Origin of the sequence: Cytobacillus firmus, from assembly GCF_023715565.1 — a bacterium.
GTDB lineage: Bacteria > Bacillota > Bacilli > Bacillales > Cytobacillaceae > Cytobacillus > Cytobacillus firmus_C.
This window is the reverse complement of record NZ_JAMBOJ010000003.1, coordinates 33,527-56,020: the sequence shown is the minus strand read 5'-3', so window position 1 is coordinate 56,020 and position 22,494 is coordinate 33,527. Positions and strand designations below refer to the sequence as shown.

Here is a 22,494-nt window from a genome sequence, read left to right as displayed (position 1 = left end):
TTTATAGGTCCAATTATTCATTTTTTGAAAAGTTTAGGTATTAAGTCTTAAAAAGAAAGGAACGGTGGAATGGTCACCCTTGGTTTCGCATTGGCATCGTTAGTTTTCATTATTCCTGCTGTTTATTTCATTCCTTCGGGCTTAACTAATAAAGGAAAAATGTATGTCATGGTGGTTACCATTTTTCTGGGCATGTTTGGGCTGTCAGCAAAAGAATTGTTTTCTGAATGGCAGGCAGCACTTATTCTTTTGCTGCTTTTATTGACAGGTACCTATCTGGCTAATAATAAAATCACAGGATTATTTCATACAGGTGAAGAAACAGGTGCTTTCTCTACAGTCAAGATGGAACCAGTAAATGGAAATGAGAATTTGAATGAAAAAAGTACATCTGAGGAGTCTGATAAACCAGTTTTGCGTACGCTGGTACAGCCCGAATCAGAAGAAGGTCCTGCAGAATTAGACTTAATAGATTTTAGCAGCGAAGAGGATACGAATAGTCGTATTGACTTAATTAAAGAAACTAGTTTTGCAGATCCTTCAGAAGAAGAAAATAATCATGATGATCTAAATTTGGATGAAATCGAGATTATGCTGTTAGAAGGAGCGTATGAGGATCATGCTCTGCAAATAGATGTAAAAGATACAGAGGAGAACACATTGGATCCAGCCATGCCGGAGATTGATTATCTGGCAGAACTGGAAGATATGATGAATGAAGAAATAGAGAATGCTGTTCAGTCTGATGTGGCAATAAATGGAACAGGAGATCTGGCTGTTCAAGATGAGATAAAGGGTTCCGGTAATGTGTTTGAAGAATACTTTGAAAGTCGTAATCAGATTGACGATTCAGATGAATCCAGATCTGTAAATCCGGCTGGAGAACATGAATTCAATTCAGGTAAAAATGACTCTTCCTTATATATTGATGAAGCAGCGTCTACTGCTGAAGCCGAAGTCAAAATAGATGATGAACATGAGCGGGAAACGGCTTTGGAAGGGAAAGCGGAGGCTTCCGATCAGGAAAATAGAGCAGGATTCCAGAATCAGATGTTCCAGCTGATTGCACCACAGCTTGAGCTGGCCCGGAATAACCTGGATAAAGATAATTACGAAATGTTAATGATTGGGTGCCTTAACCCTAATATGCAGCCCTCTGATTATTACACATTTGCGAGATTACTATTTGATCACTATATCATTCATAAAGAGTTTGATAAATTAGTGGAATTTGCCGGAGGTCTTGAAAACAGATTTTCCGCTTATCCTGTCCTTGTTGAGGAAATCAGATTTATCCAGAAAACCTATGCTGCCCAGCCAAGATAAAAACTATAAATAAGGTGATGTTAAGATGAAAAAAAGCACAGAAATTACAGGTCTGCCTATTATCTCTATTCAGGAAGGCCAGGAAATTGGGACAGTGAAAGCATTAGTCATAAATCCTGAAAAAGGTTCAATCGATTTTTTAACAATCGAGCACGAAGATTGGCAAGTCAGTGTAAAGGCCATTCCATTTAAAAAAATTATTGGTATTGGAGAATACGCGGTAACAGTGGAAAGTGACCGTGCAGTAATTGATTTAAATGAAATCCCAATTGCAAATCAGCTGGTAAACAAAAAGATTCGTATTACCCAAACTAAGGTGATGACACGTAAAGGGCAATTATTGGGGGAAACATCGGAGTTTTACACAGATGAAGATACAGGGAATATTCTGGGTGTTGAAATTCAGCTTACAGATGCTTCTTCAGTATTAACTGCAGAAGAAATTTTAACATTTGGTAAGGATATCCTTATTGTTAAAGAAGACGCATCTGAAAGATTTCTAAACAGTGTATCATTGCTGGACCCTGTAATGAGCAATGAAGTTCTTACAAGCGAAGGAGAAAACATGGATCACCTTCAATCATTAAAAAACAAACAAATGGAATTATTAGTAGGCAAAGAATTAGAAGCAGATATATATGACTTAAATGGAAATATACTATTTCCTTACGGCCGGGTTTTATCCGAGCAGGATGTACAAAAGGCACAAGAAGCAGGCCCCAATGTTGTTGTAAACCTGTCAATGAATGTGAACGCATAATTGAAGGAGGAAGCTCAATGTGAGGAATCCTCAGATTATTAAGCTGTTTTTGATTACGGCACTCTGTACCTCGTTTTTATTTAGCTTTTCATATTTTGGAACTGCAGCATACGGAAAGATTTTTTCTGATCAAAGCGAATTTGATTCCGGAACTTTTATCGGAAATGAAGATGTAACAGGTATGGACAAGTCCCGGGCGTTATCTAATATATCTGAAAAACTGGCCCAATGGGTTAATAAAACAGCTTTGTCAATGCAATTTCAGGAAGTAACAAAAGAAGTCAAGGACATCGCGTCTTTCTATCAATTTGATGTAGAACAAAGTATCTCTCTGGCGCTGCCAGGTAAAAAAAATCCGCTTATTGCAAAAATAGATGAAGAAAAGCTTGATGCTATTCTATTAGAAATACTCCCGGAGTTATACGCAGAGGGCCTCGACCGCGAGGCACTTATAGCTGACCTTCTGTTGTATGCATCCTTGCATAAAAGCGGCAATCATATGATAAAACTGCAAAATTATTTACCCGGAGACCTTATTAAGGATGGGGTGATTGCTGAATCTTCAGCTAAAATCTCCGGAAGAGAAAACGTTATCAATATGTGGGAAGGCAATGAGGCCAGTATCGAAGTTGCTCCTCATTCGCAGATTTCTTTTCTTGATGTGGCTGAAGAAAGAGGGGTTCTGCAGTTTGAGGCGGACGAAATGAGCATCATCTCATCTGCTCTATATAAAGCTCTTCTGAGCACTAACTTTATGATTACCGAAAGACATACAGGAAGGCTGCTTCCGGGATATAGTGAACCGGGTTTTGAGGCCAGAGTGGACTTTGAGAAACAAATGGATTTCATTTTTACTAATCCAAATGATCATAAATATGTGATTACTTTTCAGCAGCTTGATAAGCTTTTGTATGTTTCTGTTAAGGGGCCAAAGACGATATACACGTATCAGCCTTCTCTTAAAGATAAGCAGACTTTTAAGCCGAAAACGATTATTCAAATAGATGCCAAGCTGCCATTTGGACAAAAACGAATCGGAGCTGAAGGCAAAGAGGGCATCCTGATAAATGTATTTCGCGATCAGTTAGACGAGGCTGGAAAAATAATAAACACCGAAAAAATAGCGGAAGACTTCTATCCGCCAGTACATGAGGTTCTCGTATACAGTCTTGCTATTAAAAAAGATAAGGCGGACGCTGATCCTGCGGAAATTGAGTTTGAAAACAGTGTAAGCAATGAGGATGAGAAATCAGAATCAGATGATGAAAAATTGTCAGCTGAACAGAAACCTGACAATAAGCAAAATGAAACAGACAGCAATAAAGGAACCGGTAAGAATGCAAATGAACATGATGAAGATCTTTGGGGACTGGAAGATGAAGCCGTCAAATAAAAAGGTAAGGCAGTGGTGGGTATGAAGCAGATGCGCAAGAGACTGGGAGATTTGCTGGTTGACGCCGGCCTTATCACCGGGGAACAGCTGCAAACATCTTTAATAGAAAAGGATTCCAATCAAAAGCTCGGAGATGTTTTGCTTCAAAAAGGATTTATTACAGAACAGCAGCTAATTGAGGTTCTTGAATTTCAGCTTGGGATTCCCCATGTCAGTTTATATCGCTATCCCTTTGATACAAAGCTTTTCAGCATTGTGCCAAAAGATGTGGCGAAGCGAAATCTCCTCATTCCATTAAAGAAAGACGGAGAGAAGCTCTTTGTCGCTATGGCAGATCCTATGGACTTTTACACAATTGATGATTTGCGGTTATCAACAGGCTTTCAAATTGAAACAGCCATCGCCACCAAAGATGACATTCTCAGGGCAATTAATAAATATTACGATATGAATGAAGGGTTTGAGGAACTGCTGGGAACAGCGGGGAATCTGGATGCAGCAGAAGAGAATCAGATGGCTGATGAAGATTCGCTTGTCGTCAGGCTTGTCAATCAGATCATTGCCAGTGCAGCTGCTTTAAAGGCAAGTGATATCCATCTTGATCCCCAGGAAACAAAGGTGCTGATCAGATACCGGATCGATGGTGTCCTAAGAACGGAGCGTGTTCTTCCTAAGCATATGCAGAGTGTGCTTTCTGCCCGCATAAAAATCATGTCCAATCTGGATATTACTGAACACAGAATTCCACAGGATGGAAGAATAAAGATTAATATTGATTTTCATCCTGTTGACTTGAGGGTCTCCACATTGCCCACGGTGTACGGCGAAAAAATTGTGCTGCGTTTGCTGGATTTAAGCAGTGCATTGAATGATATCCATAAACTTGGCTTCAATAAATTAAATCTTCAGAGATTTATAGAAATGGTTGAAAAGCCTACAGGCATTGTTTTAATAACCGGTCCTACCGGTTCCGGAAAATCTTCTACTTTATATGCAGCTTTAAATCGCCTGAACAGTGAAGAAGTAAATATTATTACGGTTGAAGATCCCGTTGAGTATCAGCTTGAAGGAATTAATCAGATTCAAGTAAATTCCAATGTCGGGATGACGTTTGCAAAAGGTTTGCGGGCCATTTTGCGTCAGGATCCCAATATCATTATGGTAGGGGAAATCCGGGATAGGGAAACGGCGGAAGTTTCCATTAGAGCATCACTGACTGGACATCTTGTGCTCAGTACCCTTCACACAAATGATTCATTAGGCTCCATCACCCGTCTTCTGGATATGGGTGTTGAACCATTCCTTGTTGCATCGTCTTTGAGCGGAATCGTGGCACAGCGGCTCGTAAGGAAAGTCTGCCGTGATTGTTCCGAGGAGAAGCAGCCGGCTAAGCGGGAAATTGAGATTTTTGCAAAACGAGGCATAAAACTGGAGAAGGTTGTGCGGGGGAAAGGCTGTTCCTCCTGCAATATGACTGGATATAAAGGTAGAATAGCCATTCACGAAGTGCTGGTTATTAATGATGAGATGCGAAAAATCATTATGAATGGTGAATCATTTACAAAACTCCGGGATTACGCAATAAGAAATAAAACAGTTTTTCTTATTGATGATGGATTGCTAAAAGTAAAACAGGGGATTACAACTACTGAAGAAGTATTACGGGTAGCTATACCTGATTAGGAGTACGGTATGAAGATAAAAATTGACTATCTGTTGAGGGCGGCGTATGAGCTGAAGGCTTCGGATCTGCATTTGACTGTTGGGGTTCCTCCTGTCATACGGATTAATGGTGATTTAAAAAAATATGGGAAAGAAAGTTTGCGTCCGGAAGATACCGAGGGTATGGCTAAAGCCATCATTCCTGAGAACATATGGAAAAAATTTGAGGAGAATGGCGAGCTGGATTTTTCTTATGGAATACCGGGGCTATCCCGTTTCAGGGTTAATGTGTATTTTCAGCGGTCATGCATCTCACTGGCTATCCGTGTTGTTCCTACACGAATACCTGCTTTAGAAGAACTGGGGCTACCTCCAGTCTTAAAGAATGTGGCGGAAAAGCCGCAGGGGCTGGTCCTCGTCACAGGGCCGACGGGAAGCGGAAAATCAACGACATTAGCTTCAATGATTCATTATATGAACGAGACGATGAGAAAGCACATTATTACGCTCGAGGACCCGATTGAATATCTTCATAAGCATGGAAATTGTATTATTGATCAGCGGGAGGTTGGGTTTGATACAAAGCATTTCGCAAATGGATTAAGAGCTGCTTTGCGTCAGGATCCGGATGTGATACTTGTAGGGGAAATGCGTGACCTGGAAACTATCCAAACAGCCATAACAGCGGCTGAAACGGGTCATTTGGTGCTGGGCACACTGCATACCTCAAGTGCTCCAGCTACGATTAACCGAATTATCGATGTATTTCCGCCTTCACAGCAGGGGCAAATAAGAATACAGCTAGCTTCTGTATTAGTGTCGATTATATCGCAGCGGCTTTTTCTCACCGCAGACAGGAAGGGCCGTCATGCAGCTACAGAAGTGCTAATGAATAATTCTGCTGTGGGAAACTTGATCAGAAATGAAAAGATCCACCAGATCATCAATGTGATGCAAACGTCACGCGCTCAGGGAATGCATACACTCGAGACAAGTATTGCTTCTCTATTGGAGAGCGGAAAAATCGCCAAAGAATCAGCATTGCCATACATACAGGAAATGGTGACTCATCATGGCCCGCTATAAATACAACGGGCGTGACCGCAAAGGGAAGAAAACTGGAATCGTGACAGCTGTTTCTAAAAGGGAAGCCATGCTTCAGCTGAAGGAAAGCGGTATTAGAGTTCAGGAAATTCAGGAAGTTGCGGAGACGTTTTTAACAAAAGAAATAACAATCGGTAATCCGGTCAAGCTCCAGGACTTTGTCATCTATCTGCGCCAGTTTGCCACCTTGCTGAAAGCGGGGGTCACAGTTGTAGAATCAACCGCTATACTTGCGAAGCAAACTGAAAGCAAAGCACTCAAGAGGGCATTAATAGCGGTCGAACAGGATTTGCGTGATGGACTTCCGCTTTCAGATGCTGCATCAAGGCATAAAAAAATCTTCAGCGGAATGTTCGTCAATATGATCAAAGCAGGAGAAGCAGGCGGAAACATGGACGAAACGCTCGAAAGGCTTGCGGTCCATTTTGAAAAGCAGCATTACACAAAGCAGAAAATCATATCAGCACTTGCCTATCCTATAACTGTCGGCATAATTGCTATTGCAGTAGTTATCTTTTTGCTTGTCTCCGTTGTGCCTACCTTTGTGGAAATGTTTAAAGATTTCGGAGGGGAACTCCCTGCCATTACACAATTTGTTCTCAGTTCCAGTGAGTTTATGCAGCAGTACTGGTGGTTTGTCATCATTTTATTCTTGGCTTTCTTTATGGGAATTGTGTTTATTCGCAACAATAAAGCCAGTAGATATTATCTTGATTATTTCCTCCTGAGAATGCCGATATTTGGGAAGATTCTTCAGAAAGCAGCCATAGCTAGAATGACTAGAACCTTAAGCTCGTTATTTTCCAGCTCTGTGCCGATTCTGCAGGCTCTAAGCATTGTCGAAAGCATTGTCGAAAATGAGGTAATGGCAAAAGTGATTGCGAAATCTAGAGATTCACTGGAGCAGGGAAAGTCTTTGACGGAACCAATGAAGAAACACTGGGTCTTCCCGCCGCTAGTATCGCAAATGATTGCGATCGGGGAAGAGTCCGGATCACTGGATGCGATGCTCGGGAAGGTAGCTGACTTTTACGAAAAAGAAGTAGAAAGCGCCACAGACAGGTTAAAATCACTCATTGAACCGCTCATGATTGTCTTTCTGGCCAGCATTGTTGGGACTATAGTCACATCAATTATGGTGCCGATGTTTGAAATCTTTCAGCATGTTGGATAAAAATTTACAAAATATTAAAAAATTCGACTGTTCATAGATAGAGCATATAGTATAATAGTCCTATTAAAGGTAAAATAAACCACTAGTTTGAGAGGGAGAGAAAAGATGATTAAGAATTTAAGAAAACGGCTTAATGACCAAAAAGGTTTAACATTGATTGAATTGCTTGCGGTTATTGTTATTTTGGGGATTATTGCGGCGATTGCTGTGCCTAGTATTGGTGGGTTGATTAATAAGACAAAAGAGGATGCTAAGGTTGCAGAGGCAGTACAAATTGTAAATGCAGCAAAATTATATGTGTCAACAAATCCAAAAGCACAAGACTTAACCTTTAATGATTTGAAATCTTACTTAGAAAAAGTGAAATACAAATCTTTTACTGTTAAGGTTACAAAAAATGATACTAGTGGAAAATTTTCATACTCTTTAGTTGGTCATGAAGGTTCAACTATAGTAAATGATAGTAATACTGTAACCGAGGATGAATTACTTCAATTCAGTGGCAATGATCCTGAGGAAAAAGACACAGAATAATAAATAATGAGCATATATATTATTCTATTATTTTTAGGCACCATTCTAGGCTCCTTCTACAACGTAGCAGGCCTAAGAATTCCGCAAAACCAGTCTGTGTCACTACCGCGGTCCCATTGCCCGCACTGTAATCATACTTTATCACCTTTGGAACTTGTTCCAGTCTTATCGTATATATTTCTGAGCGGAAAGTGCCGGCGCTGCAAGGCGCCGGTTTCAGCCTTGTATCCGGCTGTTGAGCTTTCGACAGGAATCCTGTTTGCTGCTGCACCGCTGATAATGGGCTGGACTGCTGAATTGTTTATTGCCTGGACGGTAATTTCTCTTGTAATCATTGTGTTTGTATCAGATTTCAAATATATGATTATCCCAGATAAGATTTTGCTGTTCTTTGCTGCTGTCTTAATAGCAGAACGCATTTTCATACCGCTCTCCCCATGGTGGGACAGCTTCGCAGGTGCAGTAATAGGCTTCTTTCTTCTGCTTCTAATAGCTGTCATCAGCAAAGGCGGTATGGGCGGAGGAGATATCAAGCTGTATGCCGTCATTGGCATTGCTTTAGGCGCAAAGCTTGTTTTGCTTTCATTCTTCCTTGCTACATTATTTGGTGCCGCCATTGGTGGCCTTGGCATGATTTTAGGAATTGTCCAAAAAGGCAAGCCTATTCCCTTTGGCCCATTCATTGGGATTGGGACTTTACTGGCTTATTTTTGCGGTAGTGAATTGATTGAATGGTATTTTCATTCGTTTCTATAAAAGGCAGTACAATTTGAAATAAGAGCTGGACTATTCCGGCTCTTATTTTTCCCTAGGCAAATCTAACATAATTAAGGAGTTTTTCCTCATGGCAATACGATATCTTCCCGGAAAAAAGAAGCATGTAAATGTAATTATCAAAGATCATGTTATTCGTTATGCAGAAATGAAAAGTCAGCGTGATTTGAATTTGGCAAAATGGGATGAACGGTTTCTGCCGCCAGGGATTATTAAGGATGGGAAGATCCTGGATTATGATACACTTGCTCTTATCCTTGAAGAATGTGTCAATGAGTGGAAAATAAAAAACAGGCAGGTATATTTTACTGTACCCGATCCTTTTATTGTTTTGAGAAAGCTGATCATACCGGAGGATGTCCAGGAGGATGAGATTAAAGGCTATTTGTATATGGAACTCGGCTCCAGTATACATTTGCCTTTTGAAGAGCCTGTTTTTGATTATCATGTTCTAAGTTCTAATCAGAAGGATTCATCCGAAATCCTGCTATTTGCTGCTCCTGAAGAAATTGTTATGGAATATACCGAACTATTTGAGGATGCCAAACTCCGTCCCGCAGCTGCAGATATTTCTTCTCTCGCAGTGTTTCGTCTTTATTGCAGCTATTTTGAAGAACAGCAATCGGAAGCTAATATGCTCATTCAGATTGACCTAAATTCAGCAGTGTGCAGCATTTTCGAATCCGAAATCCCTGTATTTATGAGAAACATTCCGATTGAGACAGACTTAACCAAGTGGGGAACAGCAACAATGTCTAACGGGGAAAAGAAGCTGGAATACAGCGGCAACGAAGAAGAAGTGCTGCATCCCCTATTGGATATTTACAATGACATTGAAAAAGTAATGAATTTTTACCGGTATTCATTAAATCAGGGACAGCGGCAAATTAGCAGGATCATCGTAACTGGCGATCACCCATGGCTTGAAACGATTCAAAGGGATATAAAAAACAGAATGGAAGTGCCAGTTGTTTCTTTCCGGGACTGCCTGAATAGCGGACAGCATGAGCTGCTGAAGCAATCAGCTTTCCATGTGAATATTGGACTTGGCTTAAAAGAGGGATAGCGTATGCAGGTTGACATTAATCTTCTTCCTCAAAGGGAAAAAAGAACCAAAAACATTTATATAATTTCAGGTCTTATTGTTGTCTTGCTTATTGCTGCATTCTTGTTTGTATATTTAACAGTTGAAAAGAAAAACACTGAGCTTCTTCAAATTGAGAAGAGAATAACCCAAACAAATGGAATTCTTGAAGCTCAGCAGGCAAAACTTGCAGACTACCAATCTTCCAATGCGGCAGAAGAGCTGAAAATTGCCATTGAATGGGCAGAAAAGCAGCCATTCGAATTGGTCCTCCTTATGAAACAGTTCACCAGGCTTCTGCCTGAACGAGGATTCGTAATTGAGTTTGAGCTGGATGAAGAAGATAAGGTCAAACAGATTGTCCAATTTGACTCGAAAAGCGAGGCTGCCTATTATTTGCATAGTCTGACAGAATTGCCGTGGGTCGATGAAGCGATTATAAGCGAAGCTAAAACTGCAGACATCTTAAAAGACGAATCTGCTGAAATTAGAAAACAGGCAAACATACAGCCGAGGTATTATGCAGAATTTGAATTAAGAATAAACCCGGCAGTGCTTAATGAGGCCGCCAATATGGATGAAACAAAAGGTACAGAGGAGAAGGATTCCTCCGCTCAGCAAGAGGAAGGAGCTGATTCTCCGTGAACCGCGAAATTTCAAAGAAACGGCTTGTATATGTTTTGCTTGCATTAATTTTTATATCGGGAATAGGATTTGGAAGTTATTATCTCTTGATAAAGCCGGCGAACGAAAAAATGGACAGGAAGCAGTCTGAGCTGCAAATGGCCACTCAGCAATTATCCATTATCGAGAATAATCTTCAGCAGCTGAATGAGCAGAATGTATTGAGCACAGTAGAGCTTCAAAAACAGGTTCCTGTCAAAAGGCTTCTGGATCAGCTTCTTTTGGATATCGAAAAATCTGAAATTATTTCAGATGTTAATATAATAGAAATGAAGATGAATGGTACTGAAAGTGATGAAGAAATCGACCTATCTAAAGAAGGAGAAAATCAGTCTCAAGAAGAAAATTCTGAAAAGGAGAGGACTGAAACGGAGGATTCGAAAGAAAACTCCGAAATAGATCCATTGATAGAAGAGAGGCTGCCAAATGGCATTAAAAAGATATCGATTGTCCTAAACGGGCAAGCAGATACTTATTTTGAGATGGAAAGTTTTATTAAGAATTTATTGAATTTAAAGAGGGTCCTTAAGGTGGAAAGCTTGAAATATACGGGCTTTGATGAAATTGTGAGTGTCATGCAGGAAGTCCAGATGGTTGAATTTGAATTGGTGATAGCGGCCTATTACTACCCTGAATTGGCAGAGCTGCAGAAGGAGCTTCCACCTTTGGATACACCGAGAATATCCAATAAAAAAAATCCATTAAGCAGCTTCTCTGAACTGGAAGCTGAGGAGAATAATCAGACACCTTAACCAAAAACGAAGAGAGGTCTAGTATATGATAACTGCTGCTAGACTAAACCATAAGGGATTTACATTGATTGAAGTGCTGGCTGTCATAGTCATATTGGGCATCATTTGTTTAATTGCTATCATTTCAGTTAATAATGTCGTTCAAAGGGTGAAAGATCAGGCATTTGTGGGAAATGCTCTTGCATTAAAGGAATCAGCGGAGCTTTATATAAGAAATGAAATCATCAGTGGAAGTATGCTGCCGGAAAAAGTAACATATTCAATGCTCGCTGATGCTGACTTCATTGAACCTATCAGGGACCCTGATACAAAAAACCTGCTTCAGCCTTCGGAGAGTACCTATGCTGTTGTCAGCGGGAAATCGATAGCCTTTATTTGCTTTAGAGGAGAAAAGCGGAGTTTATGCTACTCAAATGGCAATGAAGGTATTCCCATAAATAAATTGGATCTGGAATTCATTACTGAGAATTAGCCGGAAATCCTTATGAAAAATTTGACGAAATCCTTACGTAACAAGACGACAAAAGTCTTGTTATTTTTTTTTTTCATTATGTTAGGATGGAAACAATTCAGGAAACGGTGCGGAAAGGAGGATAAGATGTGGACAAGCCTAAAAGCGAAAAAACAATCACGATAAAGATTAATGGCAAAGACCGTCCGTTTCAGGAGAAAAAGGAAGATATGAAGGAAAAACCCTGGGATCCGAGACAGCTGGATAGACAGAAAAAGCAGGATCAAACTGAATTTTTTGCTTCCATACAAACAGCGGCCGGCAAAGAGGCGGATGACAGCTTTGATTGGATTCTGCCTGAGGAAACAGAAGATGCGGATATAAAGGAATATAAAATAGCAGCTCCTCCTAAATCACCAGCTAAGAATGGTCTGAGTACACTTGCCGGGAAATTCCGTGGAAGAAATAAGCAGGGATTCTTAACATCCATTTTTCTCGCTGTCTTTTTTGCGGTCCTTCTTGGGACAAGCTTCGGATTCATCATGCTGAAGCTTGTATTTACAGATCAGGCAGCTGAAACAGCAACGGCGTCTCCAATCAATGAAAATCCGACAGAAGCAAGTCAGCAGACTTCTGCAGGATCTGCAGGTTTAGAAACGATTGCAACATATGTAGTTCAAGGTGGCGTTTTTTCAAACAGCGAGGCAGCACAGCAAATCGAGGATGCAAACTCTCAAAAGGGGGTTTATAGCCAATCCATAACAATGGGTGAGCAGACTTTTCTTTTCTTAGGGGTATCAGATAGCCTTGATGAGGCGAAGAAAATAGGAGCTGATCTTAAAAGCAAGGGAATTGATGTATTTGCTAAAGAAGTAACCTTTGAAGGCAAAGCAATTGAAGGAGTAAATGCGGAAGAGAAAAAACTGGCTGAAATTGCTCCTGCTTTATATCAAAGCCTGTCAGAAGGTGCAGCCAGTGCTACTCTCGGCAGTTCCATCACTCCTGAAACGGCTGAAAAAATAAAAAGCTACAGAAAGACAGTAAATGAACTGGAAGCGGATCAAATTAAAAATAAAAGCCTGATTTCGGTTAGAGAAGAACTATTGAATGCCTCAAAACAACTGGAAACTTACCAGAAGTCAGGTGATGCTGCATCAGCAGGTAAAATTCAGGAGCACCTGCTTGGGTTTCTTGCCGCTTATCAGTCACTGCTTCAGTCAGGAGGACAGTAAGGACCCGGCATATTGTGCCATAAGGTTATAAGATTCGAATATTTTCTGGGAAATATCGCATATTAAGCGGAGTCTGTTCGGGAAATTTAGACAGACTCTTTCTTTTTGTCATTTTTTGATAGGAAATTATCGAAATATCTTCTTTAAAATTGTTTGTCTGGCAATTTTTTGATACGATTAACCTGTATCTCCCAATATGATACATAAAGGTAAGGTGATTACATGCAAAACCTCATTTTAGCCTCTTCTTCCCCGCGGCGAAAAGAACTTCTTGAAAATCTTCATTTGCAATTTGAAGTCTCCAGCAGTGATGTCGATGAAAGTTTTGATCCAGTGCTGACACCAGGAGAGATCGTGAAGGAGCTTGCCCATAGAAAGGCAAAGGCTGTATTTAATAAGCACCCTGATTCATATGTTATTGGATCCGATACAGTTGTTGTTAAGGACGGCACTGTTTTAGGAAAGCCAGACAGCAGCAAGGAAGCCTTCACTATGCTGAAAAATCTGTCTGGAGCCATTCATTCTGTTTACACAGGTGTATCTATCCTGACACCTGAAAATAATGCCATTACATTTTACGAAAAAACTGATGTGGTGTTCTGGGAGTTAACAGATGAAGAAATTAACTCTTATATTGGCACCGGTGAACCCTTTGACAAGGCAGGGGCATATGGGATACAAGGCATTGGCTGCATGCTTGTGAAAAGTATAAGCGGAGATTATTTCTCTGTTGTCGGTCTTCCTGTCTCCAGAACGGTTCGTGAACTGAGGAAAGCGGGATATTCGCTTCCTTAATATACTTCATTCATCTTCAGCTCCCTGAGCCCAGAGTTTAGGGAGGACAATATGCAAACAGATTCTCTTTTAATTAAAGACTTTCCTCAGGATGAGCGCCCTCGTGAGCGCTTTATCCAAAATGGTCCAGAGAGCTTGTCCAATCATGAACTGATAGCAATATTACTACGAACTGGCACGAAAGATGAATCAGTTCTGCAATTAGCCAATAGGCTTCTTACCCATTTTGAAGGACTTCGGCTGTTAAAGGATGCATCCCTGGATGAAATAACCGCCATTAAAGGAATAGGGTCGGCTAAAGCAATTCAGGTGCTGGCAGCAGTTGAAATTGGCCGTAGAATTTCAAAGCTCACATATGATGACAGATATAGTATCCGTTCGCCTGAGGATGGGGCAAATTATGTCATGCATGAAATGCGATTTTTGTCTCAGGAGCATTTTGTATGCCTTTATTTAAATACAAAAAATCAGGTGCTTCATAAGCAGACCATTTTTATTGGGAGCCTGAATGCTTCAATCGTTCATCCAAGAGAGGTCTTTAAGGAGGCATTTCGCAGATCGGCTGCGTCCATCATCTGTATTCATAATCATCCGAGCGGCGACCCGACTCCAAGCAGGGAAGACATTGAAGTAACCAAAAGACTGGCAGAGTCCGGGAAAATAATCGGCATCGATGTGCTAGACCATCTGATCATCGGTGAAAATAAATTTGTCAGTTTAAAGGAAAAAGGGTATTTATAACACTATGTTTTTGTTTGACGTTAAGATATAATATTGGTTATGATTTTTGAGACGCCTTGCATTTTTGGAGGCGGATTGTACTAGAAAAATAAAAGAAAATTACATTAAAAAACCTTACTTAGGAAAATGAGCAATTTGTATCAGAAAGGGAGATACCATTTATGTTTGGAATCGGTACTAGAGACCTTGGAATAGATTTAGGAACAGCTAATACACTTGTCTATGTTAAAGGAAAAGGAATTGTTGTCAGAGAGCCGTCAGTAGTAGCACTGCAGACAGATACTAAAAATATTGTTGCCGTCGGTAATGACGCTAAAAATATGATCGGCCGTACTCCCGGCAATATTGTTGCGCTGCGTCCCATGAAGGATGGCGTTATTGCCGATTATGAGACCACTGCTGTCATGATGAAATATTATATTAAACAAGCCAATAAAAATAAGAGTTTCTTCTCAGGGAAGCCATATGTAATGGTTTGTGTACCATCAGGTATTACAGCCGTTGAAGAGCGCGCTGTTGTCGATGCAACCCGCCAGGCAGGCGCCCGCGATGCTTATACCATTGAAGAGCCGTTCGCCGCAGCAATCGGAGCTAATCTTCCTGTTTGGGAACCTACAGGAAGCATGGTAGTTGATATTGGTGGAGGGACTACTGAAGTAGCCATCATTTCTCTGGGAGGAATTGTTACAAGCCAATCGATCCGCATTGCGGGTGATGAAATGGATGATGCGATTATAAATTATATCCGCAAAAACTACAATCTGATGATCGGTGACCGGACAGCAGAAACTATTAAAGTGGAGGTAGGCTCTGCGGGAGATCCGGAAGGCGTCGAAAACATGGAAATTCGCGGACGCGATCTGTTAACAGGATTGCCAAAAACAATTGAAATTACTGCTGAAGAAATCTCAAAAGCTTTGAATGATACAGTATATGCTATTGTGGATGCAGTAAAAAATACTCTTGAAAAAACCCCTCCTGAACTGGCAGCAGATATTATGGACCGGGGTATTGTCCTGACTGGCGGAGGAGCGCTTCTGCGCAATCTGGACAAGGTGATAAGCGAAGAAACGAAAATGCCTGTCCTTATTGCAGAAAATCCATTGGACTGTGTTGCAATTGGGACCGGAAAAGCGCTTGACCATATCGATTTATTCAAAACAAAAGCTAAAGAATCCCGGTAACAGAGTCTGAATAAGTAAAATAATAAAGCCCATTCACTTCTCTCAAGTGTATGGGCTCAAATTTGGTTTTTTATTGAGCATAAAATGATATCTTTACAGATATATGTTATATTTTGTTGAGCAGTGCCGAAATGGCGCAGGATTTCCTGAAAAAATACTATTCGAGGTGTAAAGAATGCCACAGTTCTTTCTGAACAAACGCCTGATTATTTTGCTTGTCAGCATTATTATTCTCGTGGCATTGATTGGATTTTCTTTAAAGGATAGAGAAAATTTGACCTGGCCTGAACAATTTTTAAAAGATACTACCGGGTTTATACAAAATGCTGTTTCCAGCCCTGTGAATTATGTGGCGGGATTCTTTGAAAATGTTGAAGACTTGCAAAATACATATAAAGAAAATAAAGATCTAAAAACAAGGCTGGATGAACTTGCAAGACTTGAGTCTGAGGTTCAGAGGCTAAAAAAGGATAATACAGAACTTCGTGAGATTTTGGATAAGAAAGATTCTTTAAGTGAGTTTGAGCCAAAGCAGGCAACTGTAATAGGAAGAAATCCCGACAGATGGCATGAAATGCTTATTATCAATAAGGGGAAAAATGCCGGGATTGAACCCAACATGGCTGTTATTACATCAAAAGGCCTGATTGGGAAAGTAAAAAGCAGCAACACATTTACTTCAACGGTTCAGCTTCTAAGCTCCATGGATCCCACCAATCGCATTTCAGCTAAAATTCAGGCAGGCGAGAATAACTTTTTCGGTCTGATTGAAGGCTATGATAAAGAAAAAGGTCTTCTTCTGCTTAAGAGAATTCCTTATGATGCTAAGGTTAAAAAAGATCAAAACGTTATTACATCAGGTCTTGGCGGTGTTTTCCCTGAGAGTCTTCCGATTGGGAAGGTTGTAGATGTTGTTCCAGATGAATTTGGTCTGACTCAGACCGCATATGTTAAGCCGGGAGCAGACTTCTATGATATTGGACATGTAATGGTCGTTAAAAGAGGTGCGTTACAGCCTGATTTAATGGAGATGGTTGATGAGAAGGAGGAGGAACTGTGAGAAGATTCCTTCTTCCTCTCATACTCCTGGCCATATTTATCGGTGAGAGCATATTTGTACAAGTAACTCCGCATGACTTATTAGGAAGCGGAAAAATATCAGTTCCCCGTTTTCTGATGGGTGCCTTGCTTTTATTGACTATTTTTGGTTCAAAAAAGCACGGAATTCTTTATAGTCTATTGTTCGGGCTGCTTTTTGATATTGTGTATGTTGAAATTATCGGCATCTATTTGTTTTTATTTCCGGTCATTGCTTTTATTACAACCAAACTAATGAGAATTCTTCATATGAATATGGCCGTGGCTTCCATAATTGTGCTATTGGGCATTACTCTGCTTGAGGCCGGTGTTTATCAGATGAACTTACTAATTCACCATACAGATATGGCATTTGCAGTCTTTCTTTCGTCCCGTCTCCTGCCTACTCTGATATTGAATGCCATTTTTATTATTATAGCTGTCTACCCATTTAAAAGACTTTCTGAAAAATTTGCAGATAGCTTAATCGAATAATCTTCAAAAAATGCAGTGAAAGAAACCGGATTACTCCGGTTTCTTTTAAATAAATAATGTTTCAGGAAGGCTGTTTTCGCAAAGTTTGTTGCTATTTATATTATATTTACTGAGTTGATTGTAGTGGAAGGTGCGAGACTTATACGGGAGTAGCGGGACAGGTGAGCCCCGTGGTTCGCTGAGCATCCTCTCACTGCAATCAACGGACAACATTGATAAGCTAAAAACAACAATTTATACGAAAAGAGCCTTCAGTAAAAAAGGATTTAGAAGGTTTCTGTCGAATTCTACCTTTGTGGATAAATAAGGATATAGAAAATCGACATATTTTTAATAAATTCTCTCCATGGGCTTTATTTGAAGTAAAAGCCTGCTAAAAAATAGAGTGCATCAGCACGAATGTGTTTTCTTATCATTGAGGTGAACATCTTGAAATGAAAAAAAACCAAAACGTTACTATAAAAGGCACGAAGGATGGACTGACATTGCATCTTGATGATTCCTGCTCTTATGGAGAACTGAAGAAAGAGCTTGACAGAAAGCTTTCAGAAAACTCCAGATCTGTTGAAGACCGGCTTCTTTCCGTTAGGGTACAAGTCGGCAACCGTTATCTCACGGAAGAGCAGGAGGAAGAAGTGAAGGAGTTAATCAGGCAAAAGAAGAACCTGATCGTTGAGTCTATAAGCTCCAATGTCATTACCAAAGAAGAAGCGGAAAAACAGAAGGAAGAAAACGAAATTGTATCGGTTGCGAAGGTAATTCGTTCGGGACAGGTTCTCGAAACTCCTGGTGATTTGCTTCTCATCGGAGACGTAAATCCAGGAGGCACTGTTATGGCAGGAGGGAACATCTTTGTGATGGGGGCTCTAAAAGGCATTGCACATGCCGGATGCCATGGGAACAATGAAGCAGTGGTGGTAGCTTCGCTTATGAAGCCGGCTCAGTTAAGAATCAGCAATTGTATTAACCGTGCCCCTGATAATGATCAGGAGGAAGAAAAACGGGAAATGGAATGTGCTTACATTGATGAAAATGATCAAATTACGATAGATAGATTACAAGTTTTGATGCATCTGAGACCTAATATAACTAGATTGCAAGGGGGAAGCTAGGATGGGAGAAGCGATTGTCATTACGTCCGGAAAAGGCGGAGTCGGAAAAACGACCACTTCCGCAAATGTAGGTACTGCCCTGGCCCTTCAGGGAAAACGAGTGTGCCTGGTGGATACAGACATTGGCCTTCGAAATCTTGACGTGGTAATGGGGCTAGAAAACCGCATCATTTATGATCTGGTCGATGTCGTGGAAGGCCGGTGTAAAATACATCAGGCTGTGGTTAAAGACAAACGGTTTGAAGATCTGCTGTATTTGCTTCCTGCTGCTCAAACAAGTGATAAGACGGCTGTTACACCCGAACAGATGAAAAAGCTGGTCGATGAATTAAAGCAGGATTATGATTATATTGTCATTGACTGCCCTGCCGGAATAGAACAGGGGTATAAAAATGCGGTGGCCGGTGCAAATAAAGCAATTGTTGTAACCACTCCGGAAGTTTCAGCTGTGCGTGATGCCGACCGGATTATCGGCTTGCTTGAGAAAGAAGAAAATGTAGAGGCTCCTAAACTGATAATAAATAGAATTAGAAGCCATATGATGAAAAATGGCGATATGCTTGATGTTGATGAAATAACTGCGCATTTGTCGATTGATTTAATTGGAATTGTGGCAGATGATGATGAAGTAATCAAGGCATCGAATCATGGTGAGCCTATTGCTTTAAACCCGAACAGCAAAGCTTCGGTTTCCTACCGTAATATCGCCCGCAGAATCCTTGGTGAAGCTGTACCCCTTCAGCCTCTTGAAGAAGAGAATAAAGGTGTATTTTCAAAACTGAAAAAGTTCTTTGGAGTAAAATAATAATATCTATTGAACCAAAGCCGGGGAGCCATCTCCGGTTTATTTTTTTATTAGGGACACCACTTCAAGTCATACTCTATTTGGACAACTCATAAACTTGTACAAATAGAGTTATATAGAAATGGTGGGGATGATATGAATTCAAGAGCGGATGAAATACGCAAGAGAATCGAGCGGAGAAAAAAGGAGAAAGAAAGATTCTCGAAAAAGAAAGATTCAACGGTTCTTTGGACAGAAGATGAAGAGCGGTACGGGTTTAATAAGCTGCCCTCATACGAGAGTAAGATTGAAGAGGGAAACCACCCTTTATTTCGCAAGGAACTATTTCTTTTCAAATTGCTTGCTTCTGCCTGTATTTTTTTAGTCGCTGCCATTCTTTTTAAAAACCAGGCAGCGACTTTTGACCCTGCAAGAGATTTTGTAAAGACAGCCATGGAGAAGGATTTTCAATTCGCCGCAGTTTCCGGCTGGTATGAAGAGCAATTTGGTAAACCGCTTGCCCTGCTTCCATTTTCAGATGGAAAGAGCAATGAGAAGAATGCTGATGAAAACAGCGAATATGCATTGCCTGCTTCTGCAAAGATACTGGAAGAATTTGATGATAATGGACAGAGAATAACAATCGAAACAGGAAAGGAAGCTTCCATTGAGGCAATGAGTGAAGGGCTTGTGCGGTTCGCTGGAAAGAAGGATGGTTTCGGAAATACAGTTATTATTCAGCATGGTGATAAAAGTGAGTCCTGGTATGGCAATTTGGCTGAAATTAATGTGAATTTATATCAATACGTCGAAAAAGGAACTGGTATCGGTACGGCGGGTGACGCCGGCGATTCTGAAAAAGGCTCTTTTTATTTCGCGATTAAAAAAGATGATGATTTTATAGATCCGATCCAGGTGATCCCATTTGAATAAAATAACAGGGTTAATCACACATATTCATATTCATCCTTTGTTATGGGCGATTATCGGACTGTCTGTTGTGACAGCCCATTTTATAGAATTATGTATGCTGCTCCTGATTATATTTGTTCATGAAATGGGGCATGCCGTTGCTGCATCCCTTTATTCCTGGAGAATAAAAAAGATTGCCCTCCTGCCATTTGGAGGTGTAGCGGAAATGGATGAACACGGGAACCGGCCGCTGAAAGAGGAGATTATAGTCATTATAGCAGGGCCGCTTCAGCATATATGGATGATGGGGGCGGCGCTGTTATTTTATGAGTTTTCCTGGCTGTCTGCTGATATGTTTCATCTGTTTATTCAATTTAATATAATGATATTAATTTTTAACCTGCTCCCAGTCTGGCCATTGGATGGAGGAAAACTTGTTTTCTTATGGCTTTCTCTTAATCAAGCATTTCCGGAAGCGCACAGAAAAACACTTTTCATTTCGGCTGCGGGTCTAATCAGTTTCGTTATACTAACTTTGCTGACCTCTCCGGTTAATTTGAATATTTGGGTAATCCTCGCTTTTTTAGTGTTTTCGCTATATCATGAATGGAAGCAGAGCCGATTCGTGTTTATCCGTTTTCTTCTCGAAAGGTATTATGGGAAGCACAGCGACTTTCGGACATTGAAGCCAATCGTTGTCCGGGAAGAAGAATTGGTTATTGACGTGCTGGAAAGGTTTCAGCGAGGATGCAAGCACCCCATCATTGTTGAAAAGGACGGGAAAGAAAAGGGTGCATTAGATGAAAATGAACTGCTGCATGCATGCTTTGCAGAAAAAGTGCTGACAGCTAAAATAGGTGATTTGCTTTATGTTTACTGAAGAGCAAATTTGCATTAACATGAATAAATAATGTTTTAAAGTGAGGAAATCGTTTTGAATAAGTTAGTTGTAAATTATGCATCAAGAGAGCGACGGTTTGTGCTTTTAAAAGATAATAGGGTCGAAAAGCTATTTATTGACCAGCCGAAGCATCGTTCATCAGTTGGTGATATATACTTAGGCACCGTTGCAAAGGTAATGCCTGGGTTGAATGCAGCTTTTGTAGAGATAGGTGAAGATCAAAGCGGATTCCTTCACAGGGACAAACTGGCATCTTATGTTTGTTCTGCTGAGGATTTGCATTTAAAGGAAAACAGGAGCATTTCTTCTTTTGTTCATCAGGGAGAAAGAATACTTGTTCAAGTTGAAAAGGACGCTGCGGGCACGAAAGGACCAAGGTTGTCTGGTTTAATTGAATTTTCAGGAGAATCACTGATCTATATGCCAAACGGCCGATATGTTGCTGTCTCCAAGAAAATTGAGGATAGTAAAGCAAGAGAAGGCTGGCGTCAATTTGGCTATCGAGCTAAAGAAGAGAATGAAGGTCTGATTTTCAGAACATCCTGCGTCAGCAGGAAAGAGAATGAGCTTATGGATGAGTTGGAAAAACTCAGGGCTGAGTACTGGGACCTTTTAAGGGAAGCGGAAATGAAAAAGAAGCCGGGAAAAGTGTATGAAGCGGATTCCTTTATTAAGGAAATTATCGAAGAGGCGAATAAAATGGCTGACGGTGAAATCGCCGTGGACGATTTATCACTGAAGAATGTGCTCATGAAAAACACAGGCCTGCCAATTCAGCTGTACACGGGCAAGGAAAATATCCTCGCTGCTTTTAATGCTGAAGCTGAAATTGATAAAGCGCTGAAACGAATTGTCTGGCTTGATAATGGCGCATATCTTATTTTCGATGAAGCAGAAGCTTTAACGGTCATCGATGTCAATACAGGGAAGTTCGCCGGTAAACAGGACCGTAGGGACACTGTGCTAAAAACCAATGAAATGGCGGCCGAAGAAGCTGCAAGGCAGATCTGTCTCCGGGATATTGGCGGCATGATCCTAATCGATTTTATTGATATGAAAGAAGCATCCGACAGGAAGCAAATTCTTGCCACAATGGAAAACGCGCTGAAAAAAGATGAAAGACGAACGAATCTTGTTGGATTCTCCCCTCTTGGGATCCTTCAGATGACCCGTAAAAAAACGAGACCCGCCATATCCGAATCACTTACTGAAAGGTGTCAAGTGTGCGAGGGAACCGGAAGAGTGCTGAGCGCTGAGACCATTGCCTTCAGGCTGGAAAGAGAACTGTGGGAACATCGGGGCAATGACCATGAAGCTGTCCTGATCGAAACCACTACAGACACAGCCGAGATATTCTCAGGGCAAAATGGTGACCATAAAAAAAGAATCGAAAACAGCATTGGCTTGAAAATTATTTTTTCCATTAAGGAAAATAGCAAGCCATTTTATCAAATCCGGAAATTTGGCAGTGCTAATGAGCTCGGATAGTTCAAAGCAGGCTGGGTTAAGCGACCCGCCTGCTTTTCTAGTGCAGTATTTCCCACTTCCCTAATTGCCCCATAA

Annotated in this window: 23 protein-coding genes; all 23 read left to right on the top strand. The window is 40.7% G+C overall.

The window, feature by feature from the left end:
• The first annotated feature begins 69 nt into the window (after positions 1 to 69).
• On the top strand, positions 70 to 1,326 hold the full coding sequence (locus tag M3205_RS01815; RefSeq protein ID WP_251168359.1) for a hypothetical protein: 1,257 nt from the start codon (positions 70 to 72) through the stop codon (positions 1,324 to 1,326).
• Positions 1,327 to 1,351: 25 nt separating this feature from the next.
• The gene (locus M3205_RS01810) at positions 1,352 to 2,086 is read left to right on the top strand and encodes a PRC-barrel domain-containing protein (protein WP_251168358.1); all 735 of its coding nucleotides are present in this window, start codon (positions 1,352 to 1,354) and stop codon (positions 2,084 to 2,086) included.
• Positions 2,087 to 2,105: 19 nt separating this feature from the next.
• Positions 2,106 to 3,479 (top strand): VanW family protein, encoded by a 1,374-nt coding sequence (locus M3205_RS25795; RefSeq protein ID WP_251168357.1) that lies wholly within the window; start codon positions 2,106 to 2,108, stop codon positions 3,477 to 3,479.
• 21 nt (positions 3,480 to 3,500) lie between these two features.
• Positions 3,501 to 5,162: a GspE/PulE family protein gene (locus tag M3205_RS01800; RefSeq protein ID WP_251168356.1), complete on the top strand. Its 1,662-nt coding sequence runs from the start codon at positions 3,501 to 3,503 to the stop codon at positions 5,160 to 5,162.
• Positions 5,163 to 5,171: 9 nt separating this feature from the next.
• Positions 5,172 to 6,227, top strand: a complete 1,056-nt coding sequence (locus M3205_RS01795) for a type IV pilus twitching motility protein PilT (RefSeq protein ID WP_251168355.1) — start codon at positions 5,172 to 5,174, stop codon at positions 6,225 to 6,227.
• Complete coding sequence (locus M3205_RS01790; RefSeq protein WP_251168354.1) at positions 6,214 to 7,419, top strand: type II secretion system F family protein; 1,206 nt, start codon at positions 6,214 to 6,216, stop codon at positions 7,417 to 7,419. The genes M3205_RS01795 and M3205_RS01790 overlap by 14 nt, the downstream gene beginning before the upstream one ends.
• Before the next feature lie 105 nt (positions 7,420 to 7,524).
• Positions 7,525 to 7,953 (top strand): type II secretion system protein, encoded by a 429-nt coding sequence (locus tag M3205_RS01785; protein ID WP_251168353.1) that lies wholly within the window; start codon positions 7,525 to 7,527, stop codon positions 7,951 to 7,953.
• A gap of 6 nt (positions 7,954 to 7,959) precedes the next feature.
• Positions 7,960 to 8,709, top strand: a complete 750-nt coding sequence (locus M3205_RS01780) for a prepilin peptidase (protein ID WP_251168352.1) — start codon at positions 7,960 to 7,962, stop codon at positions 8,707 to 8,709.
• An 88-nt stretch (positions 8,710 to 8,797) separates the two neighbouring features.
• Positions 8,798 to 9,793, top strand: a complete 996-nt coding sequence (gene pilM, locus M3205_RS01775; protein ID WP_251168351.1) for a type IV pilus biogenesis protein PilM — start codon at positions 8,798 to 8,800, stop codon at positions 9,791 to 9,793.
• Between the two features lie 3 nt (positions 9,794 to 9,796).
• A complete protein-coding gene (locus M3205_RS01770; protein ID WP_251168350.1) occupies positions 9,797 to 10,456 on the top strand; it encodes a fimbrial assembly protein in 660 nt (219 codons plus the stop codon).
• Positions 10,453 to 11,247, top strand: coding sequence for a pilus assembly protein PilO (locus M3205_RS01765; protein WP_251168349.1), 795 nt, complete (start codon positions 10,453 to 10,455; stop codon positions 11,245 to 11,247). Before M3205_RS01770 ends, M3205_RS01765 begins: the two co-directional genes overlap by 4 nt.
• Before the next feature lie 25 nt (positions 11,248 to 11,272).
• Complete coding sequence (locus tag M3205_RS01760; RefSeq protein WP_251168348.1) at positions 11,273 to 11,719, top strand: type II secretion system protein; 447 nt, start codon at positions 11,273 to 11,275, stop codon at positions 11,717 to 11,719.
• 128 nt (positions 11,720 to 11,847) lie between these two features.
• The gene (locus M3205_RS01755; protein ID WP_251168347.1) at positions 11,848 to 12,930 is read left to right on the top strand and encodes a hypothetical protein; all 1,083 of its coding nucleotides are present in this window, start codon (positions 11,848 to 11,850) and stop codon (positions 12,928 to 12,930) included.
• A gap of 222 nt (positions 12,931 to 13,152) precedes the next feature.
• Positions 13,153 to 13,725, top strand: a complete 573-nt coding sequence (locus M3205_RS01750; RefSeq protein ID WP_251168346.1) for a Maf family protein — start codon at positions 13,153 to 13,155, stop codon at positions 13,723 to 13,725.
• A 51-nt stretch (positions 13,726 to 13,776) separates the two neighbouring features.
• The gene (gene radC / locus M3205_RS01745) at positions 13,777 to 14,466 is read left to right on the top strand and encodes a RadC family protein (RefSeq protein WP_251168345.1); all 690 of its coding nucleotides are present in this window, start codon (positions 13,777 to 13,779) and stop codon (positions 14,464 to 14,466) included.
• Between the two features lie 161 nt (positions 14,467 to 14,627).
• Entirely contained in the window at positions 14,628 to 15,650 is a 1,023-nt protein-coding gene (locus M3205_RS01740) for a rod shape-determining protein (RefSeq protein WP_095245076.1), read from the top strand.
• 175 nt (positions 15,651 to 15,825) lie between these two features.
• A complete protein-coding gene (gene mreC, locus M3205_RS01735; protein WP_251168344.1) occupies positions 15,826 to 16,710 on the top strand; it encodes a rod shape-determining protein MreC in 885 nt (294 codons plus the stop codon).
• Complete coding sequence (gene mreD, locus M3205_RS01730; RefSeq protein WP_251168343.1) at positions 16,707 to 17,222, top strand: rod shape-determining protein MreD; 516 nt, start codon at positions 16,707 to 16,709, stop codon at positions 17,220 to 17,222. Before mreC ends, mreD begins: the two co-directional genes overlap by 4 nt.
• A 434-nt stretch (positions 17,223 to 17,656) precedes the next feature.
• Positions 17,657 to 18,334 (top strand): septum site-determining protein MinC, encoded by a 678-nt coding sequence (gene minC / locus M3205_RS01725; protein ID WP_251168342.1) that lies wholly within the window; start codon positions 17,657 to 17,659, stop codon positions 18,332 to 18,334.
• A gap of 1 nt (position 18,335) precedes the next feature.
• A complete protein-coding gene (gene minD / locus M3205_RS01720) occupies positions 18,336 to 19,139 on the top strand; it encodes a septum site-determining protein MinD (RefSeq protein ID WP_095245080.1) in 804 nt (267 codons plus the stop codon).
• A 135-nt stretch (positions 19,140 to 19,274) separates the two neighbouring features.
• A complete protein-coding gene (locus M3205_RS01715; protein WP_251168341.1) occupies positions 19,275 to 20,051 on the top strand; it encodes a M23 family metallopeptidase in 777 nt (258 codons plus the stop codon).
• The gene (locus tag M3205_RS01710; protein ID WP_251168340.1) at positions 20,044 to 20,910 is read left to right on the top strand and encodes a M50 family metallopeptidase; all 867 of its coding nucleotides are present in this window, start codon (positions 20,044 to 20,046) and stop codon (positions 20,908 to 20,910) included. Before M3205_RS01715 ends, M3205_RS01710 begins: the two co-directional genes overlap by 8 nt.
• A gap of 54 nt (positions 20,911 to 20,964) precedes the next feature.
• Positions 20,965 to 22,419, top strand: a complete 1,455-nt coding sequence (locus M3205_RS01705) for an Rne/Rng family ribonuclease (RefSeq protein WP_251168339.1) — start codon at positions 20,965 to 20,967, stop codon at positions 22,417 to 22,419.
• Positions 22,420 to 22,494 lie beyond the last annotated feature (75 nt).